A 19,366-nucleotide genomic window follows, 5' to 3' on the forward strand; every position below is an offset into this window, starting at 1 on the left:
AGTCAATGCGAACGCTCACGGATGCACTGCAGGCACAGGCGCATGAGCACGCCAACCGGCTGCACACCGTTGTCTCCCTCATTGAGCTCGACCGTCCGGCGGAGGCGCTGGAGTTCGCCACCCGGGACCTGGTGCAGTCCCAGCAGCTGGCGGACGACGTCGTCGGAGCTGTTGGCGAACCGGCGCTGGCTGCCCTGCTGGCCGGCAAGAAGGCGCAGGCCCGCGAACGGGGAATTTCGCTGGAACTCTCACTTGACCCGGCTGCCGCCGACGGCGCCGGGCCGGCGGTCCTGGACTCCGGCGAACTGGTGACGATTCTGGGCAACCTGGTGGACAACGCACTCGACGCCGTCCAGGGGCTGCCGGACCCGGTAGTCTCCGTGCGGCTGGCTGTGGCGGACGACGGCGCACAGCGGCATTTCGAGCTCACCGTCCAGGACTGCGGGCCGGGAGTTCCGGCAGACTCGCGGGAGCGGATCTTCGAGCAGGGATTCAGCACGAAGGACAGTTCGTTCCCGGGAGCCGGACGGGGCATCGGGCTGGCACTGGTGCGGCAGGCAGTGCTGCGGCTTGGCGGAACCCTCCGGCTGGATCAGGGAACGGCGTACGGCGGCGCCCGTTTTACCGTGCTGCTGCCGCTGCCGGAAGGTGCACGCCGGTGAACAGGGACGGCAGCATCGGCGTTTTGGTCGTTGAGGATGAAACGGTGGTCGCCGAGGCGCATGCCGAATATGTCCGCCGCGCAGAGGGCTTCGCCCTCGTCGGGGTGGCCCACACAGCTGCGGATGCGCTGCGCTTCCTGCAGGAATCCCCGCAGGCGGCGGACCTGGTGCTGCTGGACATGAACCTGCCGGACCTGCACGGACTGGACCTGCTCCGGCGGATCCGCGGATCCGGCATCCCGGCAGACGTCATGGCCATCACTGCTGTCCGGGAGCTGCCTGTGGTGCGGCAGGCGATGTCTGCCGGGATCGCACAGTACCTGATCAAGCCGTTCACCTATGCGGCGTTCAGCGCCAAGCTCGACGCGTACCGCCAGTTCCACACCAATCTCTCCGGGCAGGGCGCCTCAGCCACGCAGTCCGGCGTTGACCGTGCCCTTGCCGCCCTGCGCCCTTCGGTACCGGCACCGCTGCCAAAGGGTCTCTCACCTGAAACCCTGGAGGCAGTGTCGGAGACACTGAGGAAGGCGGGGACAGCCCTTTCGGCGTCCGAGGCCGCAGCGCAGCTGGCGATGTCCCGAATCACCGTCCGGCGGTATCTCGAACACCTGACCGCACAGCGTGTCGTCATCCGTTCCCCGCGCTATGGGGCCCCGGGCCGGCCGGAGCTTGAGTACGCCTGGCGCCGGTGAAGCGGGCCGGAGGCTACTGCCCGGGCCGAAGCAGCGGGATCAGGTCATCGAGTACCGACCTGTCCTCAATGGTGGATGGAACCGTGTAGTCGTCACCGTCGGCAATCTGCCGCATGGTCTTGCGCAGGATCTTCCCCGAGCGGGTCTTGGGCAGTGCCTCGACTACGCGGACTTCGCGGAAGTCCGCCACCGGGCCGATCCGTGTACGGACCAGGTCGGCGAGCGCGGCCTGGATGTCTGTCTCGGTGGCTTCCGATCCCGCCTTGAGGACCACGTACCCGCAGGGTCGCTGGCCCTTCAGGGTGTCACGGACCCCAATGACAGCACATTCGGCCACGGCGGGGTGGGCGGCTACCACCTGTTCGATCGCGCCGGTGGAGAGCCGGTGGCCGGAGACGTTGATGACGTCGTCTGTCCTCCCCATCACGAATACGTAGCCGTCCTCATCCACATAACCCGAATCCCCCGTGGCGTAGCTGCCTTCGAACGCTTCAAGGTAGGAGGCGCGGTAGCGCTCATCGCTCCCCCACAGCGTTGCCAGGGTTCCAGGCGGAAGAGGCAGGTCCAGCACAATGTTGCCTTCGGATCCCGATGGCACCTCGGCACCTGTTCCGTCCACGATCCGCACCCGGAAACCGGGCACCGGAAAGGTGGGAGATCCTGCCTTGGCCGGCTGGGGGTCCAGGCCCATCGGGTTGGCGCAGATCGCCCACCCGGTTTCGGTCTGCCACCAGTGGTCCACCACCGGTATGTTCAGCGCGTCGGAGGCCCACCGGTAGGTTTCGGGGTCCAGGCGCTCGCCGGCCGCGAAGAGGGTCCGCAGACCGGAGAGGTCATGTTCCCCCGCGAGCGCAGCGTCAGGATCGGCCCGCCGGATAGCCCGCAGTGCAGTGGGAGCGGTGAAGAGCACATCCACGCCGTGTTCCGCAGCCACCCGCCAGAATGCGCCGGCGTCGGGCGTGCCTACGGGTTTCCCCTCATACAGGACAGTGGCGGCCCCGGCGATCAGCGGGCCGTACACGATGTACGAGTGCCCCACTACCCAGCCGACGTCCGAGGCCGTCCACATCACCTGGCCGGGAGCGACGTCGTAGATGTTCGCCATCGACCAGGCCAGGGCGACGGCGTGTGACCCGTTGTCCCGCACAACACCCTTCGGTGCACCGGTGGTACCGGAGGTGTAAAGGATGTACAGCGGGTCGGTCGCTTCAACACTGACCGGTCCCTGCGGCTGGGCGGAAGCTGCGAGCTTGGCCCAGTCGAGCCAGGCGGTCCCGCCGGCGCCGTCGAACTCCGCTGCGCCGTGTTCAAAGCCCTCCCGGGATGCCACGATGACGGCCCGGACCGGGTGCGTGGCGGCCTCAAGTGCCTGGGCAACGTTGGGGAGATACTCGACCCGCCGCTTGGGTTCCAGCCCGCCGCTGGCGGTGACCACGACGTCGGGGCGCGCATCGTCGATGCGTGCCGCCAGCTCTGCCGCTGCGAACCCGCCGAACACCACCGAATGGACCGCTCCCAGACGTGCGCAGGCGAGCATCGCAATCACGGCTTCCGGGATCATCGGCAGGTAGATGACCACCCGGTCACCGGCTCCGATGCCCTGTGCGTGCAGGACCCCGGCAAAACTCTCCACTTCGGCCAGCAGCTCAGAGAAGCTGTACGTGCGCTTGAGCCCAAGCATCGCGGAATCGTAGATCAGTGCGGTGTCGGCCCCGCGGCCGGCCAGGACATGGCGGTCCAGTGCGTTGTAGCTGGTGTTCAGCGCTCCGTCGGGAAACCAGCGGTAGAGCGGAGCACCCGAATCATCCAGGGCCCTGCGCGGACGGACGTCCCAGTCCACCAGCTCAGCCGCTTTCAGCCAGAACGCTTCCGGGTCCTTGATGCTGGCGGCGTAGGTTTCTGCGTACCCGAGCGTTCCCATGAATCCTCCTTGATTCCGGCTGGTTGCGGGAAGGCGCGGACCTGCAGCCCGCGCTCCCGTACCGGCAATCGTAGGGGAAGGAACGGGATGTGAGAACCCCCTGCTGTATACAGACGAACAGCACTATTGGGTCAATCACGAGACGTACTTCACTAAACATCGAACTCTGTATACACTGAACGCCAGTTAGCACTCTGCAGGAAGGGCACCTATGCGGGCCAGCGACCGGGCCTACGCCATGCTGCGGGAGGACATCGTCGAATGGCGGCTTCCACCCGGAACCGTGCTGGGCGAAGTGGAGCAGTCCCAGCGACTGGGGATCTCCCGCACTCCGCTGCGGGAAGCACTCGGGCGCCTTACTGCTGACGGCCTCACTGCGCCGCACAACGGACGCGGCGTCGTCGTCACCCCCATCTCCCCCGAGACCGTGGGTTCCCTGTTCGAGCTGCGCCAGGCACTGGAGTGCCAGGCTGCATCCCTTGCAGCGCGGCGGGGAGACCCTGCCGTCTTCCGCGGACTCCGCGCCGACTTCGAAGCAGCTGCCGCCCGGCTTGGCGCAGACCCGGATGAAGACCCGGCGCGCCGGGGGTACTACGCGCTGGTCGCGCGGCTGGATGCCGCGATCGACGGCGCGGCTGCCAACCCGTACCTCACGCAGGCCCTGGGCAACGTCCGGCTCCACCTTGCCCGGGTTCGCCGTCTTGCCAAGGACAATCCTGCGCGGCTGCGCGACACGGCTGCCGAACACGCGACCATCGCCGCGGCGATTGCGGCCGGCGATCCCGCCCTGGCCGCAGCAGCAACCTCAGTCCACCTCCACAAGAGCCTTGAACACTTCAACACCGTCCACCATCCGTAATCCGAGAGGACCATCCCCGTGAAATCCCACAACGTGCGCGTCTATCGCAGCGAAGAGAACCTTCCCCGCGAAGACCAGCTGGCCTGGAAGATCGCCGAAGTCGCCGCCGATCCCGTTGCCGTCACCGATGACGTCGCGGACATGGTGATCAACCGCATCATCGACAACGCTTCAGTGGCCGTAGCCTCACTCAACCGCGGGCCGATCGTTGCTGCCCGTGCCCAGGCGCTTTCCTTCGCTCCTTCCTCCGGCGGCGCCGGAGCATCCGTCTTCGGTGTGCAGGACAAGACGTCACCGGAATGGGCCGCGTGGGCCAACGGCGTCGCCGTCCGTGAACTGGACTACCACGACACGTTCCTGGCCGCTGAGTACTCGCATCCCGGCGACAACATCCCGCCGATCCTCGCCGCAGCGCAGCACACGGGTGCCACCGGCGCGGACCTGCTTCGCGGCATCGCCACCGGCTACGAGATCCAGGTGGACCTGGCCAAGGCCATCTGCCTGCACAAGCACAAGATCGACCATGTAGCGCATCTGGGCCCCTCAGCGGCAGCCGGCATCGGAACCCTGCTGGGCCTGGACACAGAAACCATCTTCCAGGCGGTCGGACAGGCGCTTCACACCACCACGGCCACCCGCCAGTCGCGCAAGGGCGAAATCTCCACCTGGAAGGCCCATGCACCGGCGTTTGCCGGAAAGATGGCCGTCGAAGCCGTGGACCGCGCCATGCGGGGACAGACCTCCCCCACCCCAATCTACGAAGGCGAAGACGGCGTGATTTCCTGGCTGCTGGACGGGCCCGACGCCGCCTATTCCGTACCGCTGCCGGCTCCCGGAGAGGCGAAGCGGGCCATTCTGGACACCTACACCAAGGAGCACTCCGCGGAGTACCAGGCCCAGGCCTGGATTGACCTGGCCCGGAAGATCCACCGCCAGTATCCGGCTGCAGCCGATCCCGCCAACGTTGCCTCGGTGCTCATCTCCACCTCGCACCACACGCACTACGTCATCGGCTCCGGTGCCAACGATCCGCAGAAGTACGATCCCACGGCTTCCCGGGAGACCCTGGACCACTCGATCCCGTACATCTTCACCGTCGCCCTGCAGGACGGCGCCTGGCATCATGTGGACTCCTATGCCCCTGAACGCGCAGGCCGGCCGGACACCGTGGCGCTCTGGCACAAGGTCACCACGGTCGAGGACCCGGAGTGGACCCGCCGCTACCACTCCACAGATATTGCCGAAAAGGCCTTCGGCGGACGCGTTGACATCACCCTTACCGACGGGACAGTCATCACGGACGAGATCGCCGTCGCCGATGCCCACCCGCTCGGTGCCCGGCCCTTCGTCCGCGCCGACTACATCAACAAGTTCCGGACGCTGGCTGCAGGCCTGGTCCCGGACGAGGAAATGGACCGCTTTATTGCCGCTGCCGAGCGGCTTCCTGAACTGGCGGCCGGAGAACTCGGCCAGCTCAACATCACCGCCGCATCCGGGGTCATTGACCCGGCTGCCGCACCGAAGGGACTCTTCTAAATGCTCTACTCCTCCACAACACCCGAGCAGAAGCGCATTGCCATGCGCGAAGGCCTTGCCTCCGGCACCCTGCAGCAGTATCCGGGCGCGTTCAACCCGCTCTCGGCGCGGCTGATCCAGGAGAAGGGGTTCAACGGTGTCTACATCTCCGGCGCCGTGCTGGCCAATGACCTTGGCCTGCCGGACATCGGCCTGACCACCCTCACCGAGGTCGCCGCGCGCGCCGGGCAGATCGCCCGGATGACCGACCTTCCCGCGATTGTCGACGCCGACACCGGCTTCGGTGAGCCGATGAACGTGGCCCGCACCATCCAGGAACTGGAGAACGCCGGCCTGGCCGGCTGCCACATTGAGGACCAGTTCAACCCCAAGCGCTGCGGGCACCTGGACGGAAAAAACGTCGTCGACCTCGAAACCGCCACCAAGCGCATCCGGGCAGCGGCTGACTCACGCCGGGACCCCAACTTCCTGATCATGGCGCGCACCGACATCCGCGCCGTCGACGGACTGGAAGCCGCCCAGGACCGCGCACGTGCCCTGGTTGACGCCGGTGCGGACGCCATCTTCCCGGAAGCCATGAAGACGGTGGAGGAATTCGCCGCGATCCGCGCCGCCGTCGACGTCCCCATCCTGGCGAACATGACCGAATTCGGAAAATCGGAGCTGTTCACCTATGACCAGCTGGCCGGAGCCGGCGTCAACATGGTCATCTACCCGGTGACGCTGCTGCGCAGTGCCATGGGCGCTGCGGAGCGCACGCTGGAAGCCATCAAGGCAGACGGCACGCAGGCCGCCGCGGTTCCCAGCATGCTCACACGTGCGCGCCTGTACGATCTGGTGGATTATGAGGCGTACAACCGCTTCGACACGTCCGTTTTCAACTTCCAGGTCCCCGGTACGTCCGGCACCCCGGCCACGGCCTGACCTGGCCGTAAGTTTCCCTCCGAGCTAGAAGAAGGCACTGCACCACCACTGAACTGAGCGTTACGACTGACCTGAGCACCATGACGAAGGAGTCACAGCTATGACCGAGACACAGATCCACAAGGGGCTGGCCGGGGTGCTGGTAGACACTACCCGCATTTCCAAGGTGAACCCCGAGACCAACTCCCTGCTCTACCGGGGCTACCCGGTACAGGAACTGGCCGCGAAGTGTTCGTTCGAGGAAGTTGCCTACCTGCTCTGGCACGGCGAACTGCCGGATCCGCAGGAACTGGCCGCTTTCTCCGAGGCCGAGCGCTCCCAGCGGGCGCTCACGCCGGAGCTGAAGGCCGTGATCGATGCCCTGCCGGCAACCTGCCATCCGATGGATGTATGCCGGACGGCTGCCTCGGTACTGGGCGCCCAGCACCAGCAGGCAGATGATTCCACGGCAGAAGCGAACCTGGCGAAGTCCGTTTCCCTCTTTGCCGGGATGCCCGCTGTAGTGGCCTACGACCAGCGGCGGCGGCGCGGCGAGGAACTCGTGGAACCACGTGAGGATCTTGGTTACTCTGCAAACTTCCTTTGGATGACGTTCGGTGAGGAAGCGGCGCCGGAAGTCGTGGACGCCTTCAACGTGTCGATGATTCTCTACGCCGAGCACTCCTTCAACGCCTCCACGTTCACTGCCCGGGTGATCACCTCCACGCTGGCGGACCTGCACTCCGCAGTGACCGGAGCGATCGGCGCACTGAAGGGCGCGCTGCACGGCGGGGCCAATGAGGCAGTGATGCACACCTTCCAGGAGATCACCGCTGCAACCGCGGAAGAAGCCGACGCCGCCGCCTACGCTGCGGCCTGGCTGGATGAAGCGCTGGCGGAGAAGAAGAAGATCATGGGCTTCGGCCACCGGGTGTACAAGAACGGTGACTCCCGGGTGCCCACCATGAAAGCGTCGCTGGATGCCATGATCAAGCACTACGACCGCGCGGATCTTGGGGAGCTCTACACGGCCCTGGAGACGGCAATGGCCGAGCGGAAGAACATCCTTCCCAACCTCGACTACCCGGCCGGTCCTGCCTACCACCTGATGGGCTTTGACACTCCCACGTTCACGCCGCTGTTCGTCGCGGCGCGCATCACGGGCTGGACCGCCCACATCATGGAGCAGCTGGAAGCCAATTCCCTGATCCGGCCGCTGAGTGAGTACAACGGCCCGGAGGAGAGGCACCTGGCCTAGGACCTCTTACACACGAGAATGCCCGCGGCAGGATCTTCCTGCCGCGGGCATTCTCGTTCTGGCTAGGACGCTTGAGGGCCTGGCCCCTCCACCGCAGGGCCGGGAGGACCGGTGCGGGCAAAAAGCCTGCCGGAGACATCCTGCTGCGCCAGCCGGCGAAGTGCCAGCAGAACAGGTTCGATCAGGACGGTACCGAGCACCACGTATCTGAGCGCCTCTGCCGGAGATTCCAGGGGCACCCCCTGGACCTCCCGCGCAGCCACACTGTGCATGGCTGCCGCGTATGTCTCGAGCAGCTCCCGGGTCACAGGGAACCCGGCATCCTCCAGCCCGGCCAGTGCCTTCTCGAGCCGAAAACGGGCTTCGTGGTCCAGAGGGTCCACTTCCCAGCCCAGCTCATCGAGCAGCGCATCGGCGCGGGGGTGGGAGTCCTGCTCAGGGTCCTGGGTACCCAGCGCGTGGTGGGCCGCGCCCAGGAAGTCGTGGGCGGATTCCGGCGGATCGTCCAGCTGGCCCAGTACGGCTGCGGCGCTGGCGACAGACAGGCCGCCCGGGCCAACCAGCGCCCGGATCAGCTTGAGCCTGGCTGCGTGGGCTTCCGTATAGTCTGCCTGCCGCGGGGCGGTGGCGCGTCCCTCCGGCAGCAGTCCGGCCCTGATGTAGTACTTGATGGTCGCCACGGGAACATCCGTGGCGGCGGAAAGTTCTGAAATTCGCATCCGTTCCCCCTTGTGCTGGATAGTGTAACTCTCTAGCTTGGATAGCAGAACTATCTACTTAAGGAGGGGCCGTCATGGCTCGAATCTATCCACAGCGCATGACCCACCAGCATGAGGGGCCCCTGGTCGTTTTCCTGATTGGGATGCGCGTGAACCGTATCTTCCGCCCGGATCTCTGGATGCCGGTATTTATGGCAATGCCGCGCATGCTCGCGGAACTGTCAGCCGACTCCAGCTCAGGGCTGCTGGGATACCGGATAACAGTGGGGGCAGGCGGCCCGCTGGTTATCCAGTACTGGAAGACCCCGGAGCAGCTGTATGCCTATGCCGGCGATACCAGCGCCGAACACCGTCCCGCCTGGGCCGAGTTCAACCGCAGGGCCCGCAAAGTGCCTGGAGCAGTGGGGATCTGGCACGAGACGTACGCTGTGGACCGGGCAGAGTCGATGTACGTGGGCATGCCGGTGACGGGGCTGGCCGCCGCAACCGGAAGCCGGGAGGCAGCTGCGGGCAGCCGCGCCGCACAGCGTCTGGGCCAGCCACGCACGGCCGCCTAGCTCCCGCTGCGCCTGCCGCTTAGGTGGAGGAGAACACCACGCTGGCCACGCACTCATTGTCAGGAGCCAGGGTGATTGCAGCGGCGAAGTAGTCGCCGTCCAGCACCCGCGGCAGCCAGTGCGCCGAGTCCTCCCACATCTGCGGGTATGGAACCGCGTCCGCCGGATACCAGGCCGGATCGATTTCCGACGACGGCATGGGCTCGCCCAGCCAGTTCCAGCTGCGGTACACAGTGGTGGACATGTCCCACTCCGGCCTGGCCGGGAAAATAAACTCAATGGTTCCCGCCGGCTCAAGGTCTGCTTCGGTAATGGTGACACCGGATTCTTCGAACACTTCCCGGACAGCGGCAGCTTCGGGGCTCTCCCCCGGTTCCACGTGGCCTCCCAGGGTAACGATCCGTCCGACGCCGAAGCCGGTCTTCTTCATCCCCAGCAGGACTTCGTGCCCGTCCTGCGCGGTTTCGCGCATCAGGAAACACAGCACCACGGGTGTTGCGCGCGGCGTCTGCGCTGCCGGGTTCACAGTGCCCGCGGATGGGCGGCTGCGTAGACTTCCCGCAGCGTATCGGCGGTGACCAGGGTATACACCTGGGTGGTGGTCACTGAAGCGTGGCCGAGCAGCTCCTGGACCACACGGACGTCGGCGCCGCCCTCAAGCAGGTGTGTGGCGAAGGAATGCCGCAGGGTGTGCGGAGAGACGTCACGGTCGATCTTCGCGCGCTCAGCGGCACTCTTGAGAATGGTCCAGGCACTTTGCCGGCTCAGCCGTCCGCCGCGGGCGTTCAGGAACAGGGCCGGAGTGCCTTTGCCTTTCGCGGCAGCGCCGGGCCGCCCGCGGACCAGGTAGTCGTCCAGGGCGCGGGCTGCGTAGGAGCCAAGCGGCACCAGGCGTTCCTTGGATCCCTTTCCGAACAGGCGCACGACGTCGGGTCCGCTGGCGGGGATCCGTTCCAGGGACAGGTCATCGAGGTCCAGCCCCACGGCTTCGCTGATGCGGGCTCCGGTGGAGTAGAGGAATTCCAGCAGGGCCCGGTCGCGCAGTCCCATGGGGGTATCCAGCGGAATAGCTTCAAGGATGCGGGTGACTTCGTCCACGCTGATCGCCTTGGGCAGCCGTTTGCCGGGCAGCGGCGGATGGACGTCAGCGGCCGGATCCGATTCAGTGAGTCCTTCCAGCGCCCAGAACTTGTGCAGCCCCCGCACTGCCACGATCGTGCGTGCAGCGGAGCGGACACTCAATGCTGAAGCCCCGTCTGATCCCTCGGCGATGGAGCGTGCGAACGCTGTGACGTCGTGCCGGGTGATGTCCTTAATTGCATCGCGCCCGTGGGCGCTCAGGAATCTGGCGTAACGCAGCAGGTCCCGGCGGTAGGCATCGACGGTGTTGCGGGCAAGCCCCCGCTCCACGGCCATGTGCTGCAGGTAGGAGGCAATCGCGCGGCCGACGGCGGTGGCCCGCAGCTCATCCTCCGCTGAACGCGAGCTCCTCGCCGGAGCTGCTGACTTTGGGCCCGCTGACTTTGCGGCCGCCGCCTTCGGGGCTGAATCGCGAACCGGGCCGGATTCCGGCTCGGAGGCAATACCCGCTGCAAGCTCAGAGCGGTCAAGAATGAGGGTGGGGTTCAGCTGGGCGGAAAGGTCCAGCTCGATTGTGTCATTGGGCCCGGTGCTTCCCGGGGCACCGTACCCTCCGGCGCTGCCTGCTGGAACGTTGGACGGCATGCGTCCCCCTAGCTGACGGAACCGTTGGGCCAGGCGTGGTGTTCGGAATGGTGCTCCGGCCACGGCGCATCGCCCGGACGGAGATCTGCATAGCCGTTGCCGCGCGCCGCGGCAGCGGCCAGCACTGCAGCAGCAGCTGAGGGGCTGTGCACGCGGCCTTCCAGGACGGCCTTCACGGCGTCGTCCAGGTCCACCCACAGCATTTTGATCTCTGCTTCTTCGTCGAAGCGTTCATGACGTTCGGCATCGGGGACTTCATGCAGTCCGCGGGCAAGGTAGATGCGAAGTTCTTCGCGGGAGGATCCCGGGGAAAGGAACAGGTCCGTCAGTACGCTCCAGTCCTCCGCTACCAGATCCGCTTCCTCAGCCAGCTCGCGGACGGCGGCGGCGAGGTAGTCCTCACCGTCAACGTCCAGCAGGCCGGCGGGGATCTCCCAGAGGGTCATGCGCACCGGGTGCCGGTACTGGTTGATGAGCAGGATCTGGCCCTGTTCATTCATGGCCAGGATAGCCACGGCACCGGGGTGCCGGATGAAGTCGCGGACCAGGGGCTCGCCGTCGTCAGTCAGGGTGAACTTTTCACTCACCACGTCCCAAATGGGACCGCTGTAGGCTACGGATGATTCCAGCAGCCGTCGCGGACTCTGTTCGTCGGCGAACCCCCGGTCTTCGCTCATGTCCTTACGCCTCCGCGCCCTGGTGGGCCAGCGCGGCCTTGATCAGGCCGGCGAACAGCGGATGAGGGCGGGTGGGCCGCGAGCTCAGTTCCGGGTGCGCCTGGGTGGAGACGTAGTACGGGTGGACTTCTTCAGGCAGTTCAACGTACTCCACCAGCGAACCGTCCGGGGAGGTACCGGAGAAGACCAGACCGGCTTCGGCGATCTGCTCGCGGTAGGCGTTGTTGACCTCGTAGCGGTGGCGGTGGCGTTCGGCGACGGCGGTCTTGCCGTACGTCTTGGCCACAACGGAGCCTTCATCGAGCTTCGCGTCCCAAAGGCCCAGGCGCATGGTTCCGCCCATGTCGCCCTGGCCTGCCACGATGTCCTTCTGCTCGGCCATGGTTGCGATAACCGGGTACTTGGTATCCGGTTCGAATTCGCTCGACGAGGCACCTTCGAGGCCCACCACGTTGCGGGCGTATTCGATGACCATGCTCTGCAGGCCCAGGCACAGGCCCAGGGTCGGCAGCTTGTTTTCGCGTGCGAACTTCAGCGCGCCGAGCTTGCCTTCGAGGCCGCGGATACCGAAACCGCCGGGGACACAGATGGCGTCCACGCCGGCGAGTGCCTTGCGGGCACCTTCTTCGGTGGCGCAGTCATCGGAGGGGACCCAGCGGATCTTGACCTTGGTGTTGTTGGCGAAACCGCCTGCACGCAGGGCCTCGGTGACGGAGAGGTAAGCGTCGGGCAGGTCGATGTACTTGCCCACCAATGCCACTTCGAGGTGATGCTTGGGGTTGTGGACGGCCTCGAGCAGGCGGTCCCACTTGGTCCAGTCGACGTCCTTGAACTTCAGTCCCAGGTGCTGGACGATGTACGCGTCCAGGTTCTGGGAATGCAGGGTCTTGGGAATGTCGTAGATGCTCGGCGCGTCGGGGCAGCCGATGACGGCATCAACGTCGACGTCGCACATGCGTCCGATCTTGTCGCGCATCGCGTCCGGCACGGGCCGGTCGGAGCGGATGACGATCGCGTCCGGCTGGATACCGATGGAGCGCAGGGCTGCCACGGAGTGCTGGGTCGGCTTGGTCTTCAGTTCCTGGGAGGGGCCGATGTACGGCACCAGGGAAACATGCAGGAAGAAGACGTTGTTCCGGCCAATGTCCTGGCGCACCTGCCGTGCGGACTCGAGGAACGGCTGGGACTCGATGTCGCCCACCGTGCCGCCGATTTCCGTGATGATGACGTCCGGAGCCTTCTTCGCCTCGGAGGGCAGGCGCATCCGGCGCTTGATCTCGTCGGTGATGTGCGGGATGACCTGGACTGTGTCACCGAGGTATTCGCCGCGGCGTTCCTTGGCGATGACGGTGGAGTACACCTGGCCGGTCGTGACGTTCGCGGACCCGTCGAGGTTTTCATCAAGGAAACGCTCGTAGTGTCCGATGTCGAGGTCAGTCTCGGCGCCGTCGTCGGTCACGAAGACTTCACCGTGCTGGAAGGGGTTCATTGTGCCCGGATCCACATTCAAGTAAGGATCGAGCTTCTGCATGGTCACCGAGAGGCCACGTGCCCGAAGCAGGTGACCGAGGCTTGAGGCCGTCAGTCCCTTACCGAGGGAAGAGGCCACACCGCCGGTGACGAAGATGTGTTTGGTCGTAGAAGACGACTTGGGAAACCTGGAATTTGATCGCTGCACCACGGAATTCGAGCCTATCACCTTTTGTTGGTTGGAGTACTTACTTACCGGGGACGGCGGCCGTCGCCAGCAGTTCCTCGGCGTGGGCACGGGCCGACTCCGAGTCCTCATGGCCCGCAAGCATCCGGGCCAGTTCCCTGATCCGGGCCTCACGATCCAGCACAACGACGTCGCTGGCGGTCACGCCGGTTCCGTCGCCTGTCGAGGAAGAGGTTTTAATCACGCGGATGTGGTGGCCTGCGAAGGCCGCCACCTGGGGAAGATGCGTGACCACAATCACCTGCACGTGGCGTGCCAGCATGGCGAGCCGGCGTCCAATTTCGATCGCAGCCTTGCCTCCGACTCCGGCGTCCACCTCATCAAAGACGAACGTCGGGACCGGATCCACCTCAGCTAGCACAACTTCAATGGCCAGCATGACACGTGAAAGCTCACCGCCTGAAGCACCCTTGCCCAACGGCCGGGGCGGGGCACCCGGATGCGGTGCAAGCAGGAATTCGATCGCATCGGCGCCGTGCGGCCCGAGCTCCCCCGTGGGTTCCACGTTGATGAGGAGCCTGGCGTCGGGCATCGCCAGGGCAGTCAGTTCGCTGCTGACCCGCTCTGCCAGTTCGGCGGCCGCTTCGGAGCGAAGCTTGGTCAGTCCCGCGGCTTCGTCCTGGAGGCGGGCCTGAAGCTCGGTCAGTTCTGCTTCGAGTGCTTCGATCCGGTTGCTGTCGTCGCCCAGATCAGCCAGGCGTGCCCGGCTGGTTTCGGCCCATTCCAGGACCTCGTCGATCGAGGGAGCGTACTTGCGCACCAGCGTGGCCAGTTCCGCCCGCCGGGATTCGACTTCGGCCAGGCGACCGGGACCCTCTGAGTCCAGCGAGGCACTGTAGCTGGAGAGCTCGGCTGCGATGTCGGCGAGGATGTAGCCGACTTCCGCGAGCCTTCCCGCTGCGGCTGCGAGGACCGGGTCGTGTTCGCCGGCGAGTTCGAGCTGGCGTTTGGCGGCGTCCACCAGGGACGTGGCGTCTGAGCCGTCCGAGAAGTCCCCTGCGATGAGGGCCTGGTGCGCTCCCACCGAGGCGGTACGCAGTTCCTCGACGTTCCCCAGGCGCATTGCCTCTGCCTTGAGGTTCTCGTCCTCCGCCGGAAGAGGCGCGACGGCGTCGATCTCTTCGAGCGAGGCTGCCAGGTACTCCGCCTCCCGGAGCCGTTCCCGGGCGGTTTCGCGCAGCTCCGTCAGTTCAGCGCCTGCAGCACGCCAACGCTCATACCCCTGGCGGTAGGCCCTAAGGGCACCTGCCAGTGATTCTCCGGCATATTTGTCCAGAGCTTCACGCTGCGCGGCCGCGCTCTTGAGCCGCAGCTGGTCTGTCTGACCGTGGACTGCCACCAGGTGTCCGCCCACCTCGGCCAGGACTCCCACCGGTGCGGAACGGCCACCCAGGTGGGCGCGGCTCCGTCCGTCCGCATTGACGGCGCGGGCCACAAGGAGCTCTACCTGGCCGTCGTATTCTTCCAGTTCTGCACCGGCGTCCGCCGAACGCAGGACTGCCGGGCTGTCCGGCGAAAGCCGCACCACTGCCTCAGCCAGGGCCGATTTTGCACCGGTTCGAACTGCCCCGGCGTCGGAGCGTGCGCCAAGCAGCAGCCCGAGGGCGGTGATGACCATGGTCTTGCCGGCACCGGTCTCGCCGGTCACGACGGTAAAGCCGGGCCCCAGGGTCAGTGTTGCGTCAGTGATGACGCCGAGGTCCCGGATGCGGATTTCTTCGATCACGGAATTACTCCTCCGCTGTCGGCTGCGTCTGCGGGATGTGCCACGGGTCCGCGCCAGCCCTGCGTCGGCAGCTGGAACTTGCGGACCAGCCGTTCCGAGAAAGGCGTCTGGTGGGTTCTGGCCAGCCGGACGGGAACGTCCGAACGGGTAACTTCCACACGGGCTCCGGGCGGCAGGTCCAGGCTGCGCCGGCCGTCACACCAAAGCAGTCCGTTGGCCGCGTTGCGGGTAAGGATTTCCACGGCGAGGATCGAATCCGGCGCCACCACCAGCGGGCGGGAGAACACGGCATGGGCGCTGATGGGCGTGATCAGCAGGGCCTCAACCTCGGGCCAGACCACCGGCCCCCCGGCGGAAAACGCGTAGGCGGTGGATCCGGTGGGAGTTGCCATGACAACACCGTCGCAGCCGAAGGAGGAAATGGGCCGTCCGTCAACCTCCATGACAACCTCGAGCATGCGCTGCCTGTCCGCTTTCTCCACGGCGGCTTCGTTCAGTGCCCAGGTATGTGCAAGAAGGGTGCTGTCCAGCCACACCTTGACGTCTATGGTGAGGCGTTCCTCCACGGTGTAAGCCCGGTCCACGACCCAGCCCACGGTCTTCTCCAGGTCTTCGCGTTCACTTTCGGCCAGGAAACCAACGTGGCCGAGGTTCACGCCCAGAAGGGGAACCTCCGTGTCCCGCACCAGTTCAGCCGCGCGGAGGATGGTTCCGTCGCCGCCCAGGACCATCCCCAGATCGACGTCGGTCAGCTGGACGTCTTCGTCCAGGATCTCGGTGGGGACAGTGAGCTGGCCGTATTCGCCCTGGACGTCTTCGAGGTCCTTGCGCCGCATCACCGGTACCAGTCCGGCGGCATTGAGCTGCGTGCAGACTTCCTGGGCCGCAGCCATGGCGGCCTTCCGGCCGGTGTGCGCGAGCACCAGTATCCGTCTGCTCATCTGTTCCAGTCCTGTTCTGCCCCGTTACGGAGCCAGTGTGTTGCCGTCCCGCCAGTCTTCTACGGTGTGCGGGGCGTCTGCAAACGCCGGCTACCCCTCAAAGACCCCGTTGACTGCGGTGGAAGCCGCGGCCCCGCGTTCAGCGGCGTCACGGACCGGACCCGCAGGCACCGTCATCCACATAAAGAATTCCACATTCCCGTTCTGGCCGGGCAGAGGACTCCGGGCGATTCCGCTTATTTCAAGTCCCGCCGCCACCGCAGCCTCCGCCACGCGTTCAACGGCCAGCCGGTGCCTTGCCGGATCGGTAACGACGCCGCTGCGGTCGAGCAGCTCCCGGCCTACCTCGAACTGCGGCTTGGCCATGAGCAGCAGGCTCCCCCCTGGCCTGGTTACTGCCGCCAGGGGTTCCACGACCTTGGTCAGGGATATGAAGCTGAGGTCTGCGACGGTGAGGTCCACAGTTCCGCCGATGTCCTCTGAAGTGAAGTACCGGACGTTCATCCCTTCGAAAACGCGGACACGCGGGTCGGCGCGGAGGGAATCCACCAGCTGCCCATGCCCCACGTCAACGGCGGCGACTTCACGTGCACCCGCACGAAGCAGTACATCGGTAAAGCCGCCCGTAGACGCCCCGGCGTCCAGGCACCTGAGGCCTGTTGGGTCGACGGCGGGAAAAGCAGCCAGCGCACCGGCAAGCTTGTGCCCGGCGCGGCTGACGTAGTCGGGGTTTCCGTCTTCGCTGACGCTTAGCTGGTCCTGGGCCTGAATGGGCGTGGACGCTTTGGTAAGCACAGTCGATCCGCGCAGCACCCTTCCGGCGGAGATCAGCTTGGCGGCGTGGGTCCGGGAGCGGGCCAGTCCGCGGGAAACAAGTTCCTGGTCCAGGCGCGCCACGCTACGCCACCCCCGGTCCGGGCAGGGCATTGCCCGGTCTGTCCGGAGACGTGCCCTCCGCCGGGTCCTCATTCAAGGCCGCGAGCAGTCCATCGTGGAGGTCCGCGTAGAGCGCGGCATGATCGGTCACAGGTGTCTCCCCCACTGCGTCCAGGCAGGACAGCACCGCATCCACGGCCGGGTCGCCGGTGAGGGGTAATTTGTCCCGTGCGGCATCCCCGGCACCGGTTTCGGTGCCGGCTTCAGCTCTGTGTTCAGTTCCGGATTGAGTACCGGATTCCAGGCTTTCGTCCACGGAGTCAGCCTAACTTGCGGCGCTGACAGTCCAGCGGACTGTCGGGGCCGTCGGCTCGGCGGCATCCGGATGTGCAGCCCACCAGGCAGCGCATGCTGCACGCCATCCGTCCAGGTCACCTTCCGCTGAATCGATGCGTACCTCGCCCCCGCTGACCTGTGCCGAAGCAGCACCGCAGCGGAAGCCACCGTCCAGGGGTTCGACCTCCGGATAAGGTTCGTACAGCGCGGCCAGCGACGGGACCAGGAAGTCCGGTCGCATGCTGGAGGGTGCAGCCATTGCGGAGGCAGGGCTATCCACGCCGGTGAGAACCAGCGCGGTGGCATACCGGGCGTTGGTGCCGCCCAGGATGTCCGTGTCCAGCCGGTCCCCAATGACAAGCGGGCGTTCAACCCCCAGGTGACGTGCCGCCGTCGTAAACAGCGGGGCTTCCGGCTTGCCAGCCACTACCGGCGTCTTTCCGGTGGCAGCAGCAACAGCGGCGACCAGGGTTCCGTTGCCCGGTGCTATGCCCCGGGCCTGCGGAATGGTGAGATCGGTGTTGGTCGCAACCCACACCGCCCCCGTTGTTATGGCAAAGGCCGCTTCTGCCAGGTCTTTCCATCCCAGCCCCGGATCGAAGCCCTGGATCACGGCAGCCGGCTTATCCTCTGCCGAGGCAACAGGGACCAAGCCCTGCGCACGAACCTGCTCCGTCAGCGTTGCGCTGCCGGTAACCAGCACCGTGCTTCCGGCGGGCACGAGGCCCGCCAGCAGTTCTGCCCCTGCCTGCGCGGATCCGAAGACGTTCTCCGGGGTTGCCGGTGCTCCGAGTTCGCGCAGGTGTTCGGCGACGGTGGCCGAGGAACGCGACGCGTTATTCGTGATGTAGGCCAGTTTTACGCCGGCAGCTTCCAGTCCCTGAAGCGCCTCGGGTGCTCCAGGGATGGCGTGCGGACCGGCGTAGACAACGCCGTCGAGGTCTGCGAACAGCGCGTCGAAGCTGCTGAGCAGGGCCTTAGTCATTGCTGTCCGCGGTCTCGCGGGCGTCGTCGTCCTCGCTGTCTGCTTCGGCTTCTTCGGCTCCCAGCAGGGCTTCGCGCTCATCGCTGGGCAGCGCGTCGTCGTCATCGCCGTCGGAGTCGACACCTGAAGCGTCAGGGGCAGCCTCGGCGCGCTCCGCGTAGTTTCCGGAACGGTCCTCGGCCGAAGCTGCGTGCTCGGCCTTCTCGGCGTCACGGCGGAAACGCGGCTTGGCCTCGGGTTCGTCGTCCTCGCCCAGGTCCATGATTTCCGGCTCCGCGAATTCGCCGAGTCCCAGGACGCTTTCCGCGAGCAGTGCCTGACGGCGCCACGGCTCAGCTTCGCTTCCCCGGCCGGCCAGTTCAAGGGCGTCTGCGTAGGCACGGAACAGGCGGGGGCTGTAGGAGAAGGCGCGGTTCTTATCCAGCTGCGGGATCTCCAGTGCGCTCACAGCGGCGTCGTACTGCTCCATGTCCATGCGGGCACCTGAGGCAACAATGGCGACGTCGACCTTGCCTGCGTTGTCCAGCTCCGCCGCTTCCTCAGAGCGGACCAGGTCCAGGGCGCGGTCGGGACGGCCCAGGCCGCGTTCGCAGTCGGCCATCATGGCCAGGTACTCGTTGGAGCCGCTGATCCGGCGGTGCGTGCGGAACTCGCGCAGTGCGTCGCCGAATTCTCCGGCTGCGTAGGCAGTCAGTGCTACGGCTTCGCGGACGGCAGCCAGCCGGCCGCCGCGGCGGGAAGCTGCGAGGGCGTGCTGGAACGCGAGCTCAGGGTCCGTGTCGATCAGGCGGCCGGCCATGACCAGGTGCTTGGAGACCCATTCACCGTTGACCTCTTCGAGGTTGCGCAGCTGCGCACGGGTGACCTTGTCCAGCTCCTGGCCTGTAACGTCGTCGTCGATTTCCGGCGAGCGTTCCCGGTCAGCGCGGTTGGCGCTGCGCAGGTCACGGGCATTGTGCTTGCGTTCGGTGACGGGAGCTTCGTCAGCACCGTGGCGCTGTGGGCGGTCGTTGTCCTTGCGGAACGGCTTCCGCTCACCCCGATCGTTGTTGAACGGCTTACGGTCACCCCGATCGTTACCGAAGGAACGACGCTCACCATCACGCGACGGACGATCACCCCAAGGCTTACGATCCCCATCACGACCAGCAAACGGCTTACGCTCACCCCGGTCGTTACCGAAGGAACGACGCTCACCATCACGCGACGGACGATCACCCCAAGGCTTACGATCCCCATCACGACCAGCAAACGGCTTACGCTCACCCCGATCATT

20 protein-coding genes are annotated in these 19,366 nt (G+C 66.0%); 8 read left to right on the forward strand and 12 right to left on the reverse strand.

Annotated elements, in window-relative coordinates; all coding sequences use genetic code 11:
- Positions 1–5 precede the first annotated feature (5 nt).
- Together AO716_RS17770 and AO716_RS14435 are read left to right on the forward strand one after the other, a co-directional pair.
- Positions 6–662, forward strand: coding sequence for a sensor histidine kinase (locus tag AO716_RS17770; protein ID WP_152969976.1), 657 nt, complete (start codon positions 6–8; stop codon positions 660–662).
- Complete coding sequence (locus AO716_RS14435; RefSeq protein ID WP_055241879.1) at positions 659–1,354, forward strand: response regulator; 696 nt, start codon at positions 659–661, stop codon at positions 1,352–1,354. Before AO716_RS17770 ends, AO716_RS14435 begins: the two co-directional genes overlap by 4 nt.
- A 13-nt stretch (positions 1,355–1,367) precedes the next feature.
- Here the strand turns inward: AO716_RS14435 and AO716_RS14440 are convergent, their stop codons facing one another.
- Entirely contained in the window at positions 1,368–3,275 is a 1,908-nt protein-coding gene (locus AO716_RS14440; RefSeq protein ID WP_055241881.1) for an AMP-binding protein, read from the reverse strand.
- Positions 3,276–3,486: 211 nt separating this feature from the next.
- Between AO716_RS14440 and AO716_RS14445 the strand changes: the two genes are divergently transcribed.
- From AO716_RS14445 to AO716_RS14460, 4 genes are all read left to right on the forward strand, one after another.
- Positions 3,487–4,134, forward strand: coding sequence for a GntR family transcriptional regulator (locus AO716_RS14445; RefSeq protein WP_055241883.1), 648 nt, complete (start codon positions 3,487–3,489; stop codon positions 4,132–4,134).
- 18 nt (positions 4,135–4,152) lie between these two features.
- Positions 4,153–5,670 (forward strand): MmgE/PrpD family protein, encoded by a 1,518-nt coding sequence (locus tag AO716_RS14450; protein WP_055241885.1) that lies wholly within the window; start codon positions 4,153–4,155, stop codon positions 5,668–5,670.
- The gene (gene prpB / locus AO716_RS14455) at positions 5,671–6,594 is read left to right on the forward strand and encodes a methylisocitrate lyase (RefSeq protein WP_055241887.1); all 924 of its coding nucleotides are present in this window, start codon (positions 5,671–5,673) and stop codon (positions 6,592–6,594) included.
- 100 nt (positions 6,595–6,694) lie between these two features.
- Positions 6,695–7,831 carry a bifunctional 2-methylcitrate synthase/citrate synthase gene (locus AO716_RS14460; RefSeq protein WP_055241889.1) on the forward strand — a complete coding sequence of 379 codons (1,137 nt, stop codon included), beginning with the start codon at positions 6,695–6,697 and terminating at the stop codon, positions 7,829–7,831.
- A gap of 62 nt (positions 7,832–7,893) precedes the next feature.
- On the opposite strand, the gene AO716_RS14465 is transcribed toward AO716_RS14460, so the two are convergent.
- Positions 7,894–8,550 carry a MerR family transcriptional regulator gene (locus AO716_RS14465; protein ID WP_055241891.1) on the reverse strand — a complete coding sequence of 219 codons (657 nt, stop codon included), beginning with the start codon at positions 8,548–8,550 and terminating at the stop codon, positions 7,894–7,896.
- 98 nt (positions 8,551–8,648) lie between these two features.
- Between AO716_RS14465 and AO716_RS14470 the strand changes: the two genes are divergently transcribed.
- Positions 8,649–9,107: a DUF4188 domain-containing protein gene (locus AO716_RS14470; protein ID WP_235472090.1), complete on the forward strand. Its 459-nt coding sequence runs from the start codon at positions 8,649–8,651 to the stop codon at positions 9,105–9,107.
- A 19-nt stretch (positions 9,108–9,126) separates the two neighbouring features.
- Here AO716_RS14470 and AO716_RS14475 read toward each other — a convergent pair whose 3' ends face one another.
- The 10 genes from AO716_RS14475 to AO716_RS14520 all read right to left on the reverse strand — a co-directional run bounded on the left by AO716_RS14475 (position 9,127) and on the right by AO716_RS14520 (position 18,889).
- Entirely contained in the window at positions 9,127–9,633 is a 507-nt protein-coding gene (locus AO716_RS14475) for an 8-oxo-dGTP diphosphatase (RefSeq protein WP_321164371.1), read from the reverse strand.
- Positions 9,630–10,832, reverse strand: a complete 1,203-nt coding sequence (xerD, locus tag AO716_RS14480) for a site-specific tyrosine recombinase XerD (protein ID WP_268753586.1) — start codon at positions 10,830–10,832, stop codon at positions 9,630–9,632. Before xerD ends, AO716_RS14475 begins: the two co-directional genes overlap by 4 nt.
- A gap of 8 nt (positions 10,833–10,840) precedes the next feature.
- Positions 10,841–11,509: an NUDIX domain-containing protein gene (locus AO716_RS14485; protein ID WP_055241893.1), complete on the reverse strand. Its 669-nt coding sequence runs from the start codon at positions 11,507–11,509 to the stop codon at positions 10,841–10,843.
- A gap of 4 nt (positions 11,510–11,513) precedes the next feature.
- Positions 11,514–13,208, reverse strand: coding sequence for a CTP synthase (locus AO716_RS14490; protein WP_055241895.1), 1,695 nt, complete (start codon positions 13,206–13,208; stop codon positions 11,514–11,516).
- Between the two features lie 19 nt (positions 13,209–13,227).
- Entirely contained in the window at positions 13,228–14,952 is a 1,725-nt protein-coding gene (gene recN / locus AO716_RS14495; RefSeq protein WP_055241897.1) for a DNA repair protein RecN, read from the reverse strand.
- On the reverse strand, positions 14,949–15,893 hold the full coding sequence (locus AO716_RS14500; RefSeq protein WP_055241899.1) for an NAD kinase: 945 nt from the start codon (positions 15,891–15,893) through the stop codon (positions 14,949–14,951). The genes recN and AO716_RS14500 overlap by 4 nt, the downstream gene beginning before the upstream one ends.
- Positions 15,894–15,983: 90 nt before the next feature.
- Positions 15,984–16,790 (reverse strand): TlyA family RNA methyltransferase, encoded by an 807-nt coding sequence (locus tag AO716_RS14505; protein ID WP_200907632.1) that lies wholly within the window; start codon positions 16,788–16,790, stop codon positions 15,984–15,986.
- Position 16,791: 1 nt separating this feature from the next.
- Positions 16,792–17,085, reverse strand: coding sequence for a hypothetical protein (locus AO716_RS14510; RefSeq protein WP_055241903.1), 294 nt, complete (start codon positions 17,083–17,085; stop codon positions 16,792–16,794).
- 9 nt (positions 17,086–17,094) lie between these two features.
- On the reverse strand, positions 17,095–18,090 hold the full coding sequence (locus AO716_RS14515; RefSeq protein ID WP_055241904.1) for an HAD-IIA family hydrolase: 996 nt from the start codon (positions 18,088–18,090) through the stop codon (positions 17,095–17,097).
- Complete coding sequence (locus AO716_RS14520) at positions 18,083–18,889, reverse strand: hypothetical protein (RefSeq protein ID WP_055241906.1); 807 nt, start codon at positions 18,887–18,889, stop codon at positions 18,083–18,085. The genes AO716_RS14515 and AO716_RS14520 overlap by 8 nt, the downstream gene beginning before the upstream one ends.
- Before the next feature lie 6 nt (positions 18,890–18,895).
- On the opposite strand from AO716_RS14520, the gene AO716_RS14525 reads away from it, so the two are divergent.
- Positions 18,896–19,366: hypothetical protein (locus AO716_RS14525; RefSeq protein WP_055241908.1), on the forward strand; the 471-nt coding region annotated here is incomplete at its 3' end.

Source organism: Arthrobacter sp. Edens01 (assembly GCF_001307035.1).
Taxonomy (GTDB): domain Bacteria; phylum Actinomycetota; class Actinomycetes; order Actinomycetales; family Micrococcaceae; genus Arthrobacter_B.